Genomic DNA, 16,656 nt, shown 5'->3' on the forward strand with positions numbered 1-16,656 from the left:
CGGTTCGCTCGAAGGGCGGGACTCCCCGGAGTCCCGCCCTTCGGCCACTTCGGGTAACCACTCGCGCACGCGAGGTGATCGGAGTAAGACGGGACGGGTGATTTCCCGACGCAGACTCCTCTCCCTGGCCGGTGCGAGCGCGCTGCTCGCGGCGTGCGGATCGAACACCGGCCGCGGCGGCAGCGGCGCAGCCCTCCGGCAGTGGTACCACGCGTACGGCGAACCCGGCGTGCAGCAGGCCGTGGAGCGCTACGCCAAGGCGTTCACCAAGACCCCGGTCGACGTGCAGTGGAACCCCGGCGACTACGACTCGAAGCTCGCCACGAGCCTGCTGTCCGACGGCGGGCCGGACGTCTTCGAGTCCACGCCGCAGATCAGCTCCGTCAGGGCGGGCCAGCTCGTGCCGCTCGACGACCTCTTCGGTGACGCCAAGACCGACTTCTCCGCGTCCATCCTCGAGACGCACACCGTCGAGGGAAGGATCTACGGCATCCCGCAGGCCGTGGACATGCAGATGCTGTTCTACCGCAAGAGCATGCTCGACCGGGCGGGCGTGCAGCCACCGTCCACTGTGGACGATCTGCTCGACGCGGCCCGCAGGCTGAGCACCGGCGGCGTCAAGGGGCTCTTCGCCGGCAACGACGGCGGTGGCGGCGTGCTCGGCGGCCCCGCGCTGTGGTCGGCGGGCCTCGACTACGTGCGCGACCGCCAGGTCGGCTTCGACGATCCTCTGGCGGCGAAGGCGATCGGCAAGCTCCGCGACCTCTACACGAGCGGCGGCCTGCTGCTGGGCGCGGTGAAGGACTGGGCGGAGCCGGACGCGTTCACGCAGGGCCTCGTCGCCATGCAGTGGACCGGTCTGTGGGCGGTCCCGGCGGTGCAGAAGGCGCTCGGCGACGACTTCGGCGTGCTGCCGTTCCCCTCGCTGGGTGCCGGCGGCAGGGCGAGCGTGCCGGTCGGGGCGTTCGGCGCGATGGTCAACGCGAAGTCGAAGCGGATCGACGAGGCCAAGGAGTTCGTGCGCTGGCTGTGGATCGAGCGCACCGACTACCAGGAGGACTTCAACCTCAGCTACGGCTTCCACATCCCGCCGCGCAAGAGCATCTCGGACAAGGCCTCGAAGCTCACCTCGGGCGCCGCGGCGGACGCGGTGGAATTCGTGCGGGACAACGCCAAGGCGTCCAACCCGCCGGACTGGACCTCGGTGATGCGGACCGCGTTCAACGACGCCGTGTCCCGCGTGGTCCGCGACGGAGCGCCCGCGGACGCGGAACTGCGCAGTGCGGCCGGAGTGGTCCGGGACGAGCTGAAGCGCCTGTACGGATGAGTCACGCTCGCGCTTTCTGGCTCTTCGTGGGACCGTTCGCCGCCGGGCTGCTCGTGTTCGTGTACGTGCCGATCGGGTGGAGCGTGCTGCTGTCGTTCTTCGACGCGCGCAACACGGTGACGCCGGTGGAGTTCGTCGGGCTGCGCAACTACGCGGACATGCTGACCGACGGGCCGTTCCTGAGGAGCCTGGGCACCTTCAGCGTGTTCGCGGCGTTCATCGTGCCGTCAACGTTCGTGCTGGCCCTGGTCCTGGCCCTGCTGGTCAGTCAGATCAGCTTCATGCAGGCGTTCTTCCGCTCGGTGTTCTTCCTGCCGACGGCCTGCTCGTACGTCGTCGCGTCCCTGGTGTGGAAGCTGTCGATCTTCAACGGCCTGCGCTCCGGTCTCGCGAACACCGTGCTGGGCTGGTTCGGCGCGGATCCGATCGCGTGGACGGTCTCCACGTCGCCGCCCTGGTACTGGCTCGTGCTCGTGACGCTGCGGCTCTGGTTGCAGCTCGGTTTCTACATGATCCTGTTCATCGCCGGCCTGCAACGGATCCCGGCCGTGCTGTACGAGGCAGCCGCCCTGGACGGTGCCCGCTCCTGGCAGGCTTTCCGGTTCGTCACGCTGCCGCAGCTGCGCACCACCTCGGTGGCGGTGCTGCTGCTCCTGCTGATCGGCGCCTACCAGGCCTTCGACGAGTTCTACAACGTCCTCGGCACCGACCGCGGCTACCCGCCGTTCGCGCGGCCGCCGTTGATCTACCTCTACTACACGGCTCTGGGCAGCGGCGGGCAGGACTTCGGGCACGGCAGTGCCGGTGCGGTGATCCTGACGTTGCTGATCGTCGGAGTGACGCTGCTGCAGGGCCGGGTGGTGCGGCGGTGAAAGCGTTGCGGTACCTGGCTTTGAGCGTTGCGGCCGTGCTGTTCCTCGTGCCGTTCTACCTGGTGGTGCGCAACGGCCTGGTGTCGGAGGCCGAGATCAGCGCGACCTCTTGGACGTTCCTGCCGTCCTCGGTGCGGTGGGAGAACTTCGCCGAGCTGTTCTCCGACCCGGCCGTGCCGTTGGTGCGCAGCATGGTGAACTCGCTGGTGGTGGCGGTGTTGCAGACCGCCGGTCAGCTGCTGCTGTGCTCGTTGGCCGGGTACGGGCTCGCGCGCATCCCCTACCGGTACTCGGGTGTGGTGTTCTACTTCGTCGTCGCGACGCTGATGATCCCGGCGGCGGTGACGTTCGTGCCCACGTTCGTCGTCGTGTCGACCCTCGGGTGGGTGTCGGACCTGCGCGGACTGGTGATCCCGGGGCTGTTCAGCGGGTTCACGGCGTTCCTGTTCCGGCAGTACTTCCTGAACTTCCCGCGGGAGCTGGAGGAGGCCGCGCGGATCGACGGGCTAGGGCACTGGGGCACGTTCTGGCGGGTCGTCGTGCCGAACTCGCGCGGGTTCTTCGCCGCCCTCGGCGTGATCGCGTTCGTCACCTCGTGGAACCAGTTCCTGTGGCCGCTGGTGATCGCCCAGGACCAGGAGTCCTGGACGGTGCAGGTGGCGTTGTCGACGTTCCTCACGGCTCAGTCGATCAACGTGCACGAGCTGTTCCTGGCGGCGGCGGTGTCGATCACGCCGTTGGTCATCGTGTTCGTGGCGATGCAGCGGTGGCTGGTGCGCGGGGTGGCGGAGACCGGGATCAAGGGGTGAGCCGGGCGGCTGCGGCAATCCTGAGTTCAGCGCCCTCGACCACAAGCCATCAACCTCGCGAGGACCTGGCAGCGGATACCGTCCCGTCCCCCGTACCGCTCAGTTCTCGCCAGCACGCGTCGACTCCTGGGGGCGCACCTGACTTCCCAGCACCTCGAAGAAGATCGGCACGATCGTGCAGACGCGAGTGGCAGCGCCCACCGCCAGACATCGTTCCACCTGCTCGCACACGTCAAGGACTGATGGTGATCGGTTCGTCGGTGTCGCAGTAGAGGACGAAGCCCGCGTCGGCGGACTCGGCGGTGCCGAACTCCAGCACCAGCACGGGACGCGGCAGCCAGCCCGTGTCCCTCGGCCGCTCCAGCCGCTTGACCGCGAGGACCACGGCGTCGACCTCGGGGATGGACAGCTCGACCGTGTCACCGGGGTTGAGGTCCCAGGGCTCGGTTTCGAGGCGCCACGGCGTGTGCAGCCAGTCCGGGTGGTCGGGGGCCCTGGGGAACGCAACGGTACCGTCCCAGTCGAACTCCGACTTCGGGTCCTTCGTCTTCCAGGGCCAGTCGAGGAAGACGTGGTAGCGGGAGACGCGAGCGACGGTCGTCGAGACGACCGGGCTCGACACCACGACCACGTCGCCCTCGTAGAGCTCGGGAACCTCGTGTGCGCGCAGAGCCGATCCACTCCTCCAAGACGAACGGGGAGGTCAGGCTACCGAGCTCGCGAAGTCGCCCGGCGGGATCCACGGCACCCCGGGGTGGAACACCCGCCCGTCCGGCTGGTACCGCCTGCTCAACGCCCCGCGCCAGCTCCAGGCGTTCAGCTCCGGGTCGTGCGGCCAGTACGCGTCCCAGATCGCGGTCTTCCGGTCGCGCAGGAAGCCGTGGACGTTCTCCGGGAAGCCGAGCACCTTGTAGCCGTCGTACTCGAAGCGGCGGACCAGGGTTCGCCGGGCGTCGTCGGTGTCCGCGTCGGCCACGAGGATGGCTCCTGCCGTGTGGTCGACGTGGTCGCCTTCGCGGTGGCCGACGGAGCTGCTCGTGCGGATGAGGTCCGGAGCGGTGGCGTCGATCAGGCCGCGGAGCATGCCGGTGAACTCGTCGCAGGTGTACGAGGGGCGGCCGTCGATCGGCTGGGCCCGGAAGCCCGGCACGGTGAGCAGGCGCCAGAGGTCGCCGAAGTTGTCCTCCGGGCCCGCGGCGGCGTGGACGTACGTGTAGACGATTCGCACTTTGGTGCCCACGAGCCTGTTCGTGGACACCGGGTGGCCACCGAAGGTGATCTGTTCGTACGACCACTCATTGGCCACGCCGGCTGTGCGCGCGTAGGCGGCGCGTGCGCCGTCCAGGCGCATCTCCGTGTACTGGATTCCGCCGTACGCGGCGCCGGGGCGTTGCGGGATGTCACCCGCCGTCAGGTACACGACCCAGACGTCGTTCCCGTCCCAGACGTCGCAGGCGATGTCCGGGTTCATGAACAGCAGGTCGTCGTCCGGGTGCGCGATGAAGCTGAGCGTTGTCGCCACGGTTCCCTCCCAAGGCCGTGTGTCTGCCTTGGGAAGGAGGGGGCGGTCAGCGCTCGAATACCTTTCGCCACGATTCCGTCGAGGTGAGCTCCGGCAGGGCGTCGCGGTAGACGCGCTTGAGCTGGTCCCACTCCTGGCCGAGGCGGCGGTAGTTGCGGGCCGCCCGCTTGGCCAGGGCGCGGAACTCCTGCGGGTCGCGCTTGTAGAACGCCACCGCGGTGCCGTCGGCGGTGGAGACGGTCGCGCTGTCGAGGTTGCCCAGCAGGAACCAGCGGGCGCTCAGGGCCGGCACGTTCATCTGCGGGCGGCCCGCGGCGTCCGGAGCCGGCTTGCTGAGGTTGTGCAGCAACGACTTCGCGGCGCGCTTCGCGGTGGTGATCTTCGACTGCGAGGGCTGCAGCAGGGCCTCGGCGCGCACCTGGTCGAACGTCGGCGGCGGGAACTCGCGGGCCGACGGCAGGGTCTGCGCGTCGGAGTACTCCGCGCGGAGCTTGCGCACCTCGGGCAGTGCGGTGCGCAGCGAGTCGAACAACGACGACGGGCCGGCGAGGAAGTCCTCGATCGCCTTCTGCTGCAGGGCGACGGTCGAGTACTCCATCGACAGCAGGTGGCGCAGCGTGAGCTTCAGGCCGTGCTTCACGATGCCGTTCTTCACGTCGTACGGGCTGTGCAGCGCGGCGAGGATCAGGCGGTTGCGCGTGTGGAAGTACGCCTGCCAGTCCGTCGAGTCGTTCTTGTCGGTCCACGGCATGTGCCACACGGCCGAGCCCGGCAGCGACACCGTCGGGAAGCCGTGCTCCAGCGCGCGCAGCGAGTACTCGGCGTCGTCCCACTTGATGAAGAGCGGCAACGGGTAGCCGCTGCGGCGCACGACCTCACGCGGGAACAGGCACATCCACCAGCCGTTGTAGGTGGCGTTGACGCGCGGGTGCAGTTCCTTGGTCTCCCGCAGCGAGTCCGTGGCGAAGTTGTGGTCGGTGACCGCACCCGGTGCCGCGCGCCAGAAGCACGTGTTGAGGTCGACGATCTCCGCGAAGCTGTGCAGGCGGGCCCGCGAGTGCAGGTTCAGCATGTGGCTGCCGACGATCACCGGCTGGGCGGTGGCGCGGGCGAACGCGTTGGAGCGCAGCACGGCGTCCGGTTCGAGGCGGATGTCGTCGTCCATCAACATGATCTGGTCGGCGTCGCTGTGCTCGATCGCCTCGAACATGCCGCGGGTGAAGCCACCGGAGCCACCGAGGTTGTCCTGCTCGATGACCTCGAGCTTGTCGCCGAGCAGGGCGGCCGCCTCCGCGAAACCTTCGGTGTCGCGGACCTTCACGGCACCCTGGTCGGCGACGAAGACCTTGGTGAGCACGCTGAGAACGGCCTCGTCCTCGCCCAGCGCGCGCAACGCGATCACGGCGTCGACCGGGCGCATGGTCGTCATGCCGATGGCGACCTTCTGCTCCGGCAACGGCTGGCGCACCGTCCACGCCGCCTCGCGGATCTCGAGCGGCGCCTCGTCGGTGAAGACGTCGAACCAGATCCAGCCGCCGTCCTCGAACGGCTTGAGCGACACCGCGAACTCGACGTCGGCCCACTCACCGGCGTCGCGGACGTAGTGGCCCTCGACGTGGATGATGTCGCCCGACGGCCGCGAGCGGTACACGTCGACGCGACCGCTGCCGCGCACCGACAGGCGCAGCACGACCTCCTCGACGGTCGTCCAGCGCTTCCAGTACGAGGCGGGGAAGGCGTTGAAGTAGGTGGAGAAGGAGACCTTCGCCGACGGGGGGACCGTGGTGCTGCGGCGGGACGCGACGTGGCAGTGCACGGTGTCCGGCTCGTCCAGGTACAGCGGCCGGACGTCGAGCGGGTCGGAGTCCCTCGGCAGGATCACCCGCTGCAGCACGCAGTTCTGGTCCACAGACCTTCCCCCGTCAGTAGTGCGGGCGGCCCGGAAGATCCGGACCGCCCGTGCAGAACGTTGTGTGAATCAGAGGTCGTACAACCGCGACCAGGTGTCGCGGCTGGTGAGCTTCCCCATCGCGTCCTTGTAGGAGCGCTGGATCTCGGGAGCCCTGCGGTACAGCTCGCGGAACACCTTGGCGCCCTGCTTGGACAGGCGGACCGCGAGCTCCTTGTCCCGCTTGCGGACCCGCACGCCCTCCTGCGACGCGTCGGTCACGACCGCCGTGTTGAACAGCGAGACGTGCCACCACGCGGCGTCACCGGCGGGAACGGCACCGGCGTCGTGCACGGACTTGCCGAGCAGCTGGTTCACGAGGCGCTTGGCGAACACCGGCGCGATGAGCTTCGGCGTCGGCGCGGCGGTGATCATCGGCAGGCTGCCCGGCTTGAAGCCGGGGATCTCCGACGCGGGGTGCCGCACCGTCTCCGGGAACTCGGCGCGCAGCTTGCGGATGTCCGCCGCCGCCTGCACACCGCCGTCCGCCAGGAAGTCCGGGCCCTTCAGGAAGTCCTCGACCGCCTTGAGCTGCGTGGCGGCGAGGCCGTACTGCATGCCCAGGATGTACGTGGCGAACTGCTTCGCCATGCCGCGCACGATCATCTTCGGGTCGAAGCGGCTGTGCAGCGCGGAGGTGATCAGGGCGTTGCGCAGGTTGAAGTACCTGTGCCAGTCGTCCCAGTCCTTCCAGTGGAAGTCCGCGTGCCAGACACCGGCGCCGGGCAGCGACACGGTGGCGAAGCCGTGCGCACGGGCGCGGTAGCCGTACTCGATGTCGTCCCACTGGAAGAACAGCGGCAGCGGGTAGCCGACCGCCTTCACGATCTCCGACGGGATGAGGCACGACCACCAGCCGTTGTAGCCGGCGTCGACGCGCTTGTCCTGGACGTTGCGCTTGCCCGTCTCCTCGTCGTACCCGGTGAGGTCGGCGTTGAACAGCGCGCCTTCCACGACCTGGCCCGGCGAGAGGGTGTCGAGGTTCGCGTACTCGGCACCGACGTGCAGGAAGTTCGGGTGCAGCAGGTAGAGCATCTGACCGCCGACGATCGTCGGCTGCGTCGTGCGGTTCGCGAACGCGGTGAGCCTGATGACGATCTCGGGCTCGCACAGCACGTCGTCGTCCATGAACAGGACGTTGGCGTGCTCCGCGTGGTCGATCTCGGTGACCTCGTAGAGGCCGCGCGTGAAGCCGCCGGCACCCCCGAGGTTCGGCTGGCGGATGTAGCGCAGCTTCGAGCCCAGCGCGGCCGAGACCTCGGCGAACCGCTCACGCGACTCGACGGCGTCCGTGCCCTGGTCGACGACGTAGACCGTGTCGACGAGCTCCAGCGGCTCCGGGTCCGAGGCCAGCGCGGCCATCGTGTTGAGGCAGTCGTCCACGCGGTTGAACGTGCAGATGACGACCGCGGTCGGACGCACCGTCTTCGGCGGCGCGACCGTCCAGCGGACCCCCTCGACGACCAGCGAGTCGTCCCCGGTGATCACGTCGAACCACAGGCCACCGCCGTCGGTGAACTTGTCGATCTTCGCGGAGAGGCGCACCTTCTGCGCCTTCGCACCGGCGATCTTCTCCGCGGCGACCGTGCGGGTCTCGCCCTCGGAGTCCGAGGCGACGAGGGAGACCTGGCCGGAGCCGGTCACCTCGAGCTCGAGCTCCACCTCGGGGCTCACGCACCACCGCTGCCAGTACGACGCGGGGAACCGGCCGAAGTAGGTGTTCATGGTGACCGTGGCGTTCGGGTGCACCACCATGCGGTGGCGCTCCCGGTCCGCGATCCCGCGCTTCACCTCGGCGTACAGGTCCTCCGAGACGATCTGCGAGGGCCCTGCGAACAGGCCGCGCTGCGTCAGCAGCTTCTCCGGCGCCTCGTGCTCCACGAGCTTGGACTTGCCCGGCATTGCGATTCAGTCCTCCAGCGACCCGTCCAGCGCCTGACCGGACGCCAGGTGCGGAGCGATCTTGTTGTCGAACACGCTCAGCGCCGAACCGATCGCCATGTGCATGTCCAGGTACTTGTACGTGCCGAGACGTCCACCGAAGATCACGTTGCGCTCCGCGGCCTCCTGCTTGGCCAGCTCGCGGTAGCGCTCCAGCTTCGCGCGGTCCTCGGGCGTGTTGATCGGGTAGTACGGCTCGTCGTCCTTCTCCGCGGCGCGGGAGAACTCCCGAACAATAACCGTCTTGTCGCTCGGGTACTCGCGCTCGGGGTGGAAGTGGCGGAACTCGTGGATGCGCGTGTACGGCACGTCCGCATCGTTGTAGTTCATGACCGACGTGCCCTGGAAGTCGCCGATCGGCAGCACTTCCTGCTCGAAGTCGAGCGTACGCCAGCCCAGCCAGCCCTCGGAGTAGTCGAAGTAGCGGTCCACCGGGCCGGTGTAGACGATCGGCGTGCCGGCGGGGATCTCCTCGCGGACGTCGAAGAAGTCCGTGGACAGCTTGACGTCGATGTTCGGGTGGTCCGCCATCTTCTCGAGCCACGCGGTGTAGCCGTCGACCGGCAGACCCTCGTAGGTGTCGTTGAAGTAGCGGTTGTCGAAGGTGTAGCGCACCGGCAGGCGGCTGATGACCGCGGCGGGCAGCTCCTTCGGGTCCGTCTGCCACTGCTTGGCCGTGTAGGCCTTGATGAACGCCTCGTAGAGGGGGCGGCCGACCAGCGAGATCGCCTTCTCCTCGAGGTTCTTCGCGTCCTTGGTGTCGATCTCCGAGGCCTGCTCGGCGACCCACGCCTTCGCGTCCTCGGGCGACATGTAGCGACCCACGAACTGCGAGATCAGGCCCAGACCCATCGGGAACTGGTAGGCCTGGCCGTCGTACATCGCGAAGACGCGGTGCTGGTAGTTCGTGAACGAGGTGAACTGGTTCACGTAGTCCCACACGCGCTTGTTCGACGTGTGGAACAGGTGCGCGCCGTAGCGGTGCACCTCGATGCCCGTCTCGGGCTCTGCCTCCGAGTAGGCGTTGCCTCCGATGTGGTCACGCCGCTCCAGCACCAGCACCCGCTTGTTCAGCTGGGACGCGGTGCGCTCGGCGACCGTGAGGCCGAAGAATCCGGAACCGACGACGATCAGGTCATAACCTGCGAAGCTCACGGCAAGCGAGGTTACCTGCATGCCCGGAGTGCCCCGAATTCAGGGCTGGGCTCGGAGAAGTCGTTCTTCGGCGTTCGTGATGCGCTTGTCCAGCTCAGCGCGCACGCCTTCCAGCTCACAGCGCAGCAAAGCGATCTCCTCGACCGTGGTGCGCACCTCTTCCTCCAGGTGACCCACCTCACTCGACAGCTGCAGCACGACGAAGAGCAGCGTGAACGCGGCGGCGGCGAACAGGAAGTTGGCCGCGAGCTGGATCCCGGTGAGGTTCGACAGCCACGTCGGAAGGCCCGGGATTGCACCCAAACAGACCACACCGATACCGACGAACAGCCACATTCCCGCGTACTTCTCGCGGAGCTTGCGGCGTCGCATCATTTCGATCACGACGACGAGAACGAGCGCCGCGACCACAATCGCCAGCAATCGGAACGCAGACACGGGAGCCTCCTAAGCGGCTTCGAAGGAGCCGGTCTTGGGCTTGCGGCGAACGAGCGCGAGCGTCAGCGCCAGGGTGGCCCGCAGCAGGTAGACGGCGGACTTCACGGGCGACGTGCTCGGCGTGCCGCCGGCGCGCACGCGCATCTCCACGGGCACCTGGACGATCTTCAGATCGGCCCTGGCGGCCATGACGAGCGCCTCCAGCGTGTCACCGAGGTACTCCGCCGGGTAGTGGGCGGCGAACAGGCGCACCGCGCGCGGACCGGCGGCCTTGAACCCCGACGTGACGTCGGTGAGCTTCGTGCCGGAGATCTTGGAGATCACCACGGCGAAGAGCTTCATGGCCCAGCGGCGCGGGCCGCGGGCCTTGTAGTCGCCCTTGCCCGCGAACCGGGCGCCGATGGCGATGTCCGCGTGGTCGAGCTCGCGCAGCAGCTCGGGCACGTGCGCCGGGTTGTGCTGGCCGTCGGAGTCCACCTGGACCACGACGTCGAAGCCGTTGCGCACGGCGTAGCGGAACCCGGTGCGCATCGCGCCACCGACACCGAGGTTGACCGCGAGGCGCGCGACCTTGGCGCCGCTCTCCCGGGCACGCAGCGAGGTCTGGTCGGTGGAACCGTCGTCCACGACCAGCACGCCGACGTCCGGCAGCGCGGCCTTCACCTCGGCGATGACCTTCTCGATGTTGTGCTCCTCGTTCAACGCGGGAAGCACGATGAGCACTCGTCGCAGGTCGACAGAGTCAGACACGTCGAGGAGCCTAACCAGTGGATGTTTCGGCACGGACACCAGGCCGCAGCACGAAAGCCATGGCGACGAACGCACCGGCCGTCGGCGCGACCACCAGGCCGAGCACGGCGCGCAACACCAGGTCACCGGGCGCGAACGCCAGCACGAGGACGCTGAGCGCCGCGACGACCGCCCACAGCACGAGCACCTTGCCGCCCTCGGTGCGGGCCACGAGCACGGCCGCGAGCAGCATCACGGCGCCGAGCAGCACCGACGACCACACCAGACCGGCCACGACCCAGCCGGGGACGTCGAACTTCGCTCCGAAGAGGAGCCGGACGACCCACGGGCCGATGAGCCAGCCGAACGCCGCGCCGACCGCCGCGAGCCCGAACGCCCCGGCTGAACCTTTGACCAACAGGGCGCGAAGCTTTCCGTGCCCCTCCTCGTCCTGCGAGAGCCGCACGACCGTCGGCACGGCCATCGCCTGCACCGGCGACAGCAGCAGCAACGGCACGCGCGCCACGCTCAGCGCGAGGAACAGGCCGCCGAGCGCCTCCAGCTCCCCCTGCGTGGTGGCGAACAGCTTCACGATCGCCGGGTAGCCCGTGAGCACCGACGCGGTGAGGCCGGCGCTGAGCATCAGCACCAGGATCCGCCGGGCGACGACACCCCACGGCTCGGCGTCACCGGCCACGTCGAGGTGCTTGCGCGCACGCAGGCCGAACGGCAGGAACGCGAACGACCCGGCGGCGACGGCGACCGCGAGCGGCACCACGCCGTTCAGGCCGAGCAGGAGGAAGAGGCCGAGCAGCACGATCCGCACCGCCGCCTCGGTGACCACGAGGCCGCCGAACGACTTCGCCTCGTGGAAGCCGATGAGCAGGCCGCGCGTGCCGAACTGCACGGCGAACGCGAGCCCCGACGCCAGGGCGACGAGCGCGATCACGGAGTACTCGCCGAAGAGCCGCTCGCTCACCGGCGGCACCAGGACCAGCAGCCCGAACACCCCGACGGCCGCGGCGGCCACGGCGACCGTGCGCACGGCGGTCCCGCCGACGCGCTTGCCCGCCACGTCCGCCACCGCCGCGAGACGGGACAGCTCCTGCTCGACGGGTGCGAGAGTGCTGCCGACGCCGAAGACGAGACCCCAGAACGTGAGGAAGACCGCGGCGTCCGCCTCGGACAGGACCCGGCCGGTCACGATCAGGATCGGATAGCCCAGCCCCGCCGCGACCAGCACCGCGATTCCGACGGTGCCGAGCGAACGGCCCGCGGTCTTCCCGGTCACCTCGACAAGGCCTTCTTCAGCGCGAGGAACAGACCGCGCACCACACCGGAGCCGAAGCTCGCGGCGAAGACGGGTAGCAGCTTCGACACCGCCAGCGCTTGGCCCTGGGACGCGCCGGCCCTGCGGGCCACCGCACCCGCCGCGACCATGCCCAGCAGGACGAGCACGAGCGCCGTCTTCGGGAACTTCGCCGCGATGACGAGCCCGACGACACCGACCGCCATCGCGGCGAACAGCGCGTTGCGCGCGGGGCCGGGCGAGTCGAGGTAGCTGTCGACGAACGTGGTGCCGCGGAAGTAGGCGTGCTTCACGAACTTCTTGAACGAGTCGCGGCTGTTGTAGGTGGCCGCGAACTCCGGCGTGAGGTGGATGTTCTCCTGCTCGGCGATCCACCGCAGCATGCGCGTGTCGTCGCTGGCGAGCTTCACGTCGTCGAAGAGGGACTCGAACGACCGCGCCGCCGCCTCGAGCAGCTCGCGCGGCGCGCAGAAGAAGCCGGTGCCCTTGGGGTAGACGTCGAACTCGTCGGCGCCGAACGACACCAGGCGCGGGTTCGCCATGTAGCGCCGCCAGCCGATCGCGACCAGCCCGGCCCAGAACCCGCCGTAGGGGTTGCCGTCGGTGCTGACGTTGATGTGGCCGTTCCACACCTTGCGTTCCGGGTGCCGCAGGAACTGGTCCTTCAGGAACAGGAAGGCGTCCGGCTCGATGATGACGCGGGCGTCGAGCAGCAGGACGCGCTCACCGGTGGCGGCGCGGATGCCCGCCAGGCGCGCGGCGAACCGGCCCGCGTTCTCCTGGCTCACCACGGTGATGCCGAACTTCTCGGTCAGCTCCACGAGCCGCTTCGGCGTGCCGTCCGTGCTGCCGTCGTCGACCGCCACGATCTCGGCGGGCCAACCGGCGCGGTCGAGCGACGTCACCAGCGCCTCGATCGAGCGGCCGATCCAGTCCTGCTCGTTGAAGACCGGGATCACGATGCTGAGGCTGGGGACGTCGGGGAGGGATTTGCTCCGGCTCGTCACACCTGACAGTATCCAGGCGGTCCTTTGATCCCGAGCCTCAGGGGTCCTTCCCGTGATCGCCTTCATCGCAGGTACCACCGCTGAACTCATCAAGGTGGCACCCGTCTACCACGCGCTCGTCGCCCGCGGCACGAAGCCGCTGCTGTGGTTCACCGCGCAGCACTTCGACGAGGTCGCCGACGTCCTCGAAGACCTCCAGCTGCCCGAGCCCGACCTGTGGCTGGTGCCGCGGGGCAAGGCCCGCAACCTGGAGACCCCCAAGCAGGTCCCCGGCTGGGCGCTCTCCGTCGCGCAGACCGCGTGGAGCCAGCGCAAGGAGCTGCGGCGCTCGCTCACCACGGACGGCAAGCCGGGCCTGGTGGTCGTGCACGGCGACACCTTCACGACCCCGTACGGCAGCCTCATCGCCCGCCGCCTCCTGGGCGCGCGCGTCGCCCACGTCGAGGCCGGAATGCGCTCGGGCAGCCTGCTCTCGCCGCTGCCGGAAGAGCTCAACCGCCGCATCGCGACGAAGTTCACCGACGTCCACTTCGCCCCGTCGCAGAACGAGGTCGACAACCTCCGCGGCGCCCGCGGCGTGGTCGTGAACACCGGCGCGAACACCGTCATCGACGCGATGCGCCTGGCGATCAACGCGAACACGACCGAAGACCTCCCCGAGGAGTTCGGCCTCGCCACCCTGCACCGCTTCGAGCTCGTGTCCCGCACGGACAAGTTCCGCGAGGCGCTGGAGCTGCTGAAGAAGGCCAGCGAGAAGACCCCGATGCTCTACCTGGCCGGCGCGCCGGAGCGGGAGCGCATCGAGCGGCACGGCTGGGGCCACCTCTTCGACAACGAGCGCTTCATCATGCGCCCGAAGAAGCGCTACCTGCAGTTCCTGCCGATCCTGGCCCGCGCCAAGTTCGTCGTCACGGACTCGGGCGGCCTCCAGCAGGAGTGCAGCTACATCGGCATGCCGTGCGCGATCCACCGCGAGCGCACCGAGACCAAGCAGGGCCTCGGCCAGAACATCGTGCTGACCGGCATGGAGACCTCGAAGCTCGAGAAGTTCCTCGGCGAGTACGAGACGCTGCGCCGTCCGTCCATCATGGAGAAGTACCACCCGAGCGAGATCATCGCGGACACGCTGACGCAGCTCGGCTACGTCTGAGTCCTCAAAGGACATGCCCGGCACCCTCAGGGATGCCGGGCATTTTCTTTGCGACAACAAAACAAACCGCACCCGCCAAGGCAAGGCGACCACGCGATCAGGTCAGGCGCGCGCTCTCAACCGGACGCCCGCAATCGCAACCCGGCTACGCACGCAGCCTGGCGTGGCGATGCGAAGCGAGCCGGATGAACCTGACGCCGCCGGGCAGCGGTCGGCACCGGCGAAGGCGATTGGGGCTTTACTTCAAGGGGCGGGATGCTCCCCTCGCAGGGCACGACCGGGCTCTTTTCGCCCCGGCTTTTCCGGCCGTCCCAGCATCCCGCCAGAGGCTCGAGGTCAAGCCCCAATCGCCACCCCAACGCTTCGTCCCGACCCGCAGGACCACCCTCGCAACGCAACCCGACCACCAAAACGCAACCAACCCCGCTGGAACAGGCACCCGACCAACGCAAACCGACCCCGGACAGCAGAACGCCCGGCCGGGGAAACCCCAGCCGGGCGCGAAACCAACGAGATCAGGAAGACTGCCCGGTCCCGGGCTCCACGAACTCGTAGATGGTGGCCTGCGGGTTCTCGTAGACCTTGCGCACCTCGGGCAGCCGCTCCAGGGCCATCAGCCCCGGCGCCGGCCGCGAGTTCTGCCGCACGTAGCCCGCGCCGACGACGGCGTACTTCACACCGAGCGCGTTGATGGCCTTGCGGACGTCCGGGTCCTTGTCGATGTCCTGCAGGTGCCAGGTGATCTGACCGGCGTTGCTCTTCTCGTCGGCGCCGTAGAACGTCCACTCCACGGGCTTCACGCCGGCGAGCGCGTACATCCACACGGAGCCGTCCAGCCGGTCGTTGACGACCGGGCGGTCCTTCGAGTGCTGCGCGAGCCACTGGTAGGCCTCGCGCTCTCCCCTGGTGACCGTCGCGCCCTCGTTGTTGGTCTCCGACAACCGTTCCGCGTTGCGCCCGATGTACGCGCCCTTGCCCAGCAACCCGAGCACGAGGACGCCGGCGAGTCCGAACGCGACGGGCACGACGAAAGCGGCCCGCTGCGGGCTGACCCGAGAGCCGAGCTTCGCCGTCAACGCCGTGGCGACCCTGTAGCCGAAGTAACCCACGGCGATGGCGCCGGCGAGCGGGATCAGGGCCGCGAAGCGCCAGGCGTCGTTGTAGAACGGGCCGCTGAGCGTGTTGATCAGGTCGTTGTTCAGCGACGCGGTGCCGGCGTACATGCCGCCGACCACGACGAAGGCCGCGACGACCCACGGCATCACGCGGTGCTTGATCATCAGGATGATGCCGGTGATCGCCGCGAGGCCGAGGAACCACTGCGGGTACGTGGCGACCGGCGAGAACAGCAGCGTCTGGCCGATGCCCTCCGCTGGCGAGGCGAACTCGTCCCACTGCGCGCCCGTGACGCCGGCGGACTGCACGAGCGCCGGCATCATCACCGGGATCACCGCGACGAGCCCGAGCACCGCCGTGATGGCGAGCGGCTTCCAGCTCACGCGCCAGTCGACCGGCTCGAACTTGAAGACCAGCGCCAGCGCCAGCATCAGCAGGTACACGAACGCGATGAACACGAGGCTCGTGTGCAGGCCGGTCAGACCGGCGACCGCGAGCGCGAGGCCGAGCGGTCCGGTGAGGCCGGGCGTGGTGAGGATCTTGCGGGCGATGGCCAGCACGGCCGGCACCAGCGCGACACCGGCGACGTACGGCCACAACGGGCCGCGCCACAGCGAGTCGTACGGGAAGGCGGTGAACCACGTCGACACGGCGGCGGCGATCGCGGCGCCGAGCGGTGGCATGCGCCACGCCAGCGCCATCGCGGCGATGCCGAGCGGCCACGCGAGGACCACCGAGAGCGCCGCGAGGTTCAGCAGCTCCGGCATGCCCGCCGCCTTGTCGAGCAGCGGGGCGAGCAGCGCGTGGTAGGTGTTGGGGTAGAAGTACTTCGTGCCCGCCGGCAGGTTCGCGATCTGGGCCAGCGCGGACGGCAGCGCGGTGGCGTGCTCGGAGATCCACCGGATGGCGTTGCCGTGGTACGGCGCGTCCCAGTCCTGGTTGACCGTGCTGAGCGTGCCGCCGATGCCGCGCAGGAACGTCGCGGCCCCCACGGCCATGCCGAGCACGACGCCGCCGAGGACGACGAGGTTCTCACCGAGCGAGCGCTTGGGCTCCTCGATCAGCGGCTCGCTGCCGGTGCGGCGCGCGACGAGCCACGTCACCGCGCCGACCACGGCCGTCAGCACCACCGTCCACAGCGCCAGGGACAGCAGGTTCCACGCGATGCCCAGGTTGCCGATCACCAGCGTGCCGAGCGCGACGGTGCCGAACGTGAGCACCGGCGCCGCGGCCGCGAGGGTCCAGCCTCTCAGCCGCAGCGCGAGCCCGACCGCGAGGCCGGGCAGGATGAACGCCAGAACGACGAATGCACCCATCAGAAGTCAGTTCCTCG

At 69.0% G+C, this 16,656-nt stretch carries 14 protein-coding genes; 4 read left to right on the forward strand and 10 right to left on the reverse strand.

What is annotated here, in order from left to right:
* Nucleotides 1-97: 97 nt before the first annotated feature.
* Genes V1227_RS27365 through V1227_RS27375 form a run of 3 tightly spaced genes read left to right on the forward strand, consistent with a single transcriptional unit; the run spans nt 98 to nt 3,008 of the window.
* Complete coding sequence (locus tag V1227_RS27365; protein ID WP_329788289.1) at nt 98-1,327, forward strand: ABC transporter substrate-binding protein; 1,230 nt, start codon at nt 98-100, stop codon at nt 1,325-1,327.
* A complete protein-coding gene (locus tag V1227_RS27370; protein WP_329788290.1) occupies nt 1,324-2,199 on the forward strand; it encodes a carbohydrate ABC transporter permease in 876 nt (291 codons plus the stop codon). Before V1227_RS27365 ends, V1227_RS27370 begins: the two co-directional genes overlap by 4 nt.
* Nucleotides 2,196-3,008, forward strand: coding sequence for a carbohydrate ABC transporter permease (locus V1227_RS27375; protein ID WP_329788291.1), 813 nt, complete (start codon nt 2,196-2,198; stop codon nt 3,006-3,008). Before V1227_RS27370 ends, V1227_RS27375 begins: the two co-directional genes overlap by 4 nt.
* Nucleotides 3,009-3,240: 232 nt before the next feature.
* On the opposite strand, the gene V1227_RS27380 is transcribed toward V1227_RS27375, so the two are convergent.
* From V1227_RS27380 to V1227_RS27420, 9 genes are all read right to left on the reverse strand, one after another.
* Nucleotides 3,241-3,639 (reverse strand): hypothetical protein, encoded by a 399-nt coding sequence (locus tag V1227_RS27380; RefSeq protein WP_329788292.1) that lies wholly within the window; start codon nt 3,637-3,639, stop codon nt 3,241-3,243.
* Between the two features lie 72 nt (nt 3,640-3,711).
* Nucleotides 3,712-4,530, reverse strand: coding sequence for a PIG-L family deacetylase (locus tag V1227_RS27385; protein ID WP_329788293.1), 819 nt, complete (start codon nt 4,528-4,530; stop codon nt 3,712-3,714).
* A 46-nt stretch (nt 4,531-4,576) separates the two neighbouring features.
* Complete coding sequence (locus V1227_RS27390; RefSeq protein ID WP_329788294.1) at nt 4,577-6,439, reverse strand: glycosyltransferase; 1,863 nt, start codon at nt 6,437-6,439, stop codon at nt 4,577-4,579.
* A gap of 69 nt (nt 6,440-6,508) precedes the next feature.
* The gene (locus V1227_RS27395) at nt 6,509-8,380 is read right to left on the reverse strand and encodes a glycosyltransferase (protein ID WP_329788295.1); all 1,872 of its coding nucleotides are present in this window, start codon (nt 8,378-8,380) and stop codon (nt 6,509-6,511) included.
* 6 nt (nt 8,381-8,386) lie between these two features.
* The gene (gene glf / locus V1227_RS27400; protein ID WP_329788296.1) at nt 8,387-9,595 is read right to left on the reverse strand and encodes a UDP-galactopyranose mutase; all 1,209 of its coding nucleotides are present in this window, start codon (nt 9,593-9,595) and stop codon (nt 8,387-8,389) included.
* An 18-nt stretch (nt 9,596-9,613) separates the two neighbouring features.
* Complete coding sequence (locus V1227_RS27405; protein ID WP_329788297.1) at nt 9,614-10,012, reverse strand: DUF2304 domain-containing protein; 399 nt, start codon at nt 10,010-10,012, stop codon at nt 9,614-9,616.
* A 9-nt stretch (nt 10,013-10,021) separates the two neighbouring features.
* Complete coding sequence (locus V1227_RS27410; RefSeq protein WP_236215736.1) at nt 10,022-10,762, reverse strand: glycosyltransferase family 2 protein; 741 nt, start codon at nt 10,760-10,762, stop codon at nt 10,022-10,024.
* Nucleotides 10,763-10,772: 10 nt separating this feature from the next.
* Nucleotides 10,773-12,032 carry a lipopolysaccharide biosynthesis protein gene (locus V1227_RS27415; protein ID WP_329788298.1) on the reverse strand — a complete coding sequence of 420 codons (1,260 nt, stop codon included), beginning with the start codon at nt 12,030-12,032 and terminating at the stop codon, nt 10,773-10,775.
* A complete protein-coding gene (locus tag V1227_RS27420) occupies nt 12,029-13,057 on the reverse strand; it encodes a glycosyltransferase family 2 protein (protein WP_329788299.1) in 1,029 nt (342 codons plus the stop codon). The genes V1227_RS27415 and V1227_RS27420 overlap by 4 nt, the downstream gene beginning before the upstream one ends.
* A gap of 52 nt (nt 13,058-13,109) precedes the next feature.
* Here V1227_RS27420 and V1227_RS27425 point away from each other — a divergent pair, with 52 nt between their 5' ends.
* Entirely contained in the window at nt 13,110-14,207 is a 1,098-nt protein-coding gene (locus V1227_RS27425) for a UDP-N-acetylglucosamine 2-epimerase (RefSeq protein WP_236215739.1), read from the forward strand.
* Between the two features lie 515 nt (nt 14,208-14,722).
* Here V1227_RS27425 and V1227_RS27430 read toward each other — a convergent pair.
* Complete coding sequence (locus tag V1227_RS27430) at nt 14,723-16,639, reverse strand: DUF6541 family protein (protein ID WP_329788300.1); 1,917 nt, start codon at nt 16,637-16,639, stop codon at nt 14,723-14,725.
* Nucleotides 16,640-16,656: the final 17 nt, after the last annotated feature.

Origin of the sequence: Lentzea sp. DG1S-22, assembly GCF_036321065.1 — a bacterium.
Classification (GTDB): Bacteria; Actinomycetota; Actinomycetes; order Mycobacteriales; family Pseudonocardiaceae; genus Lentzea; species Lentzea jiangxiensis.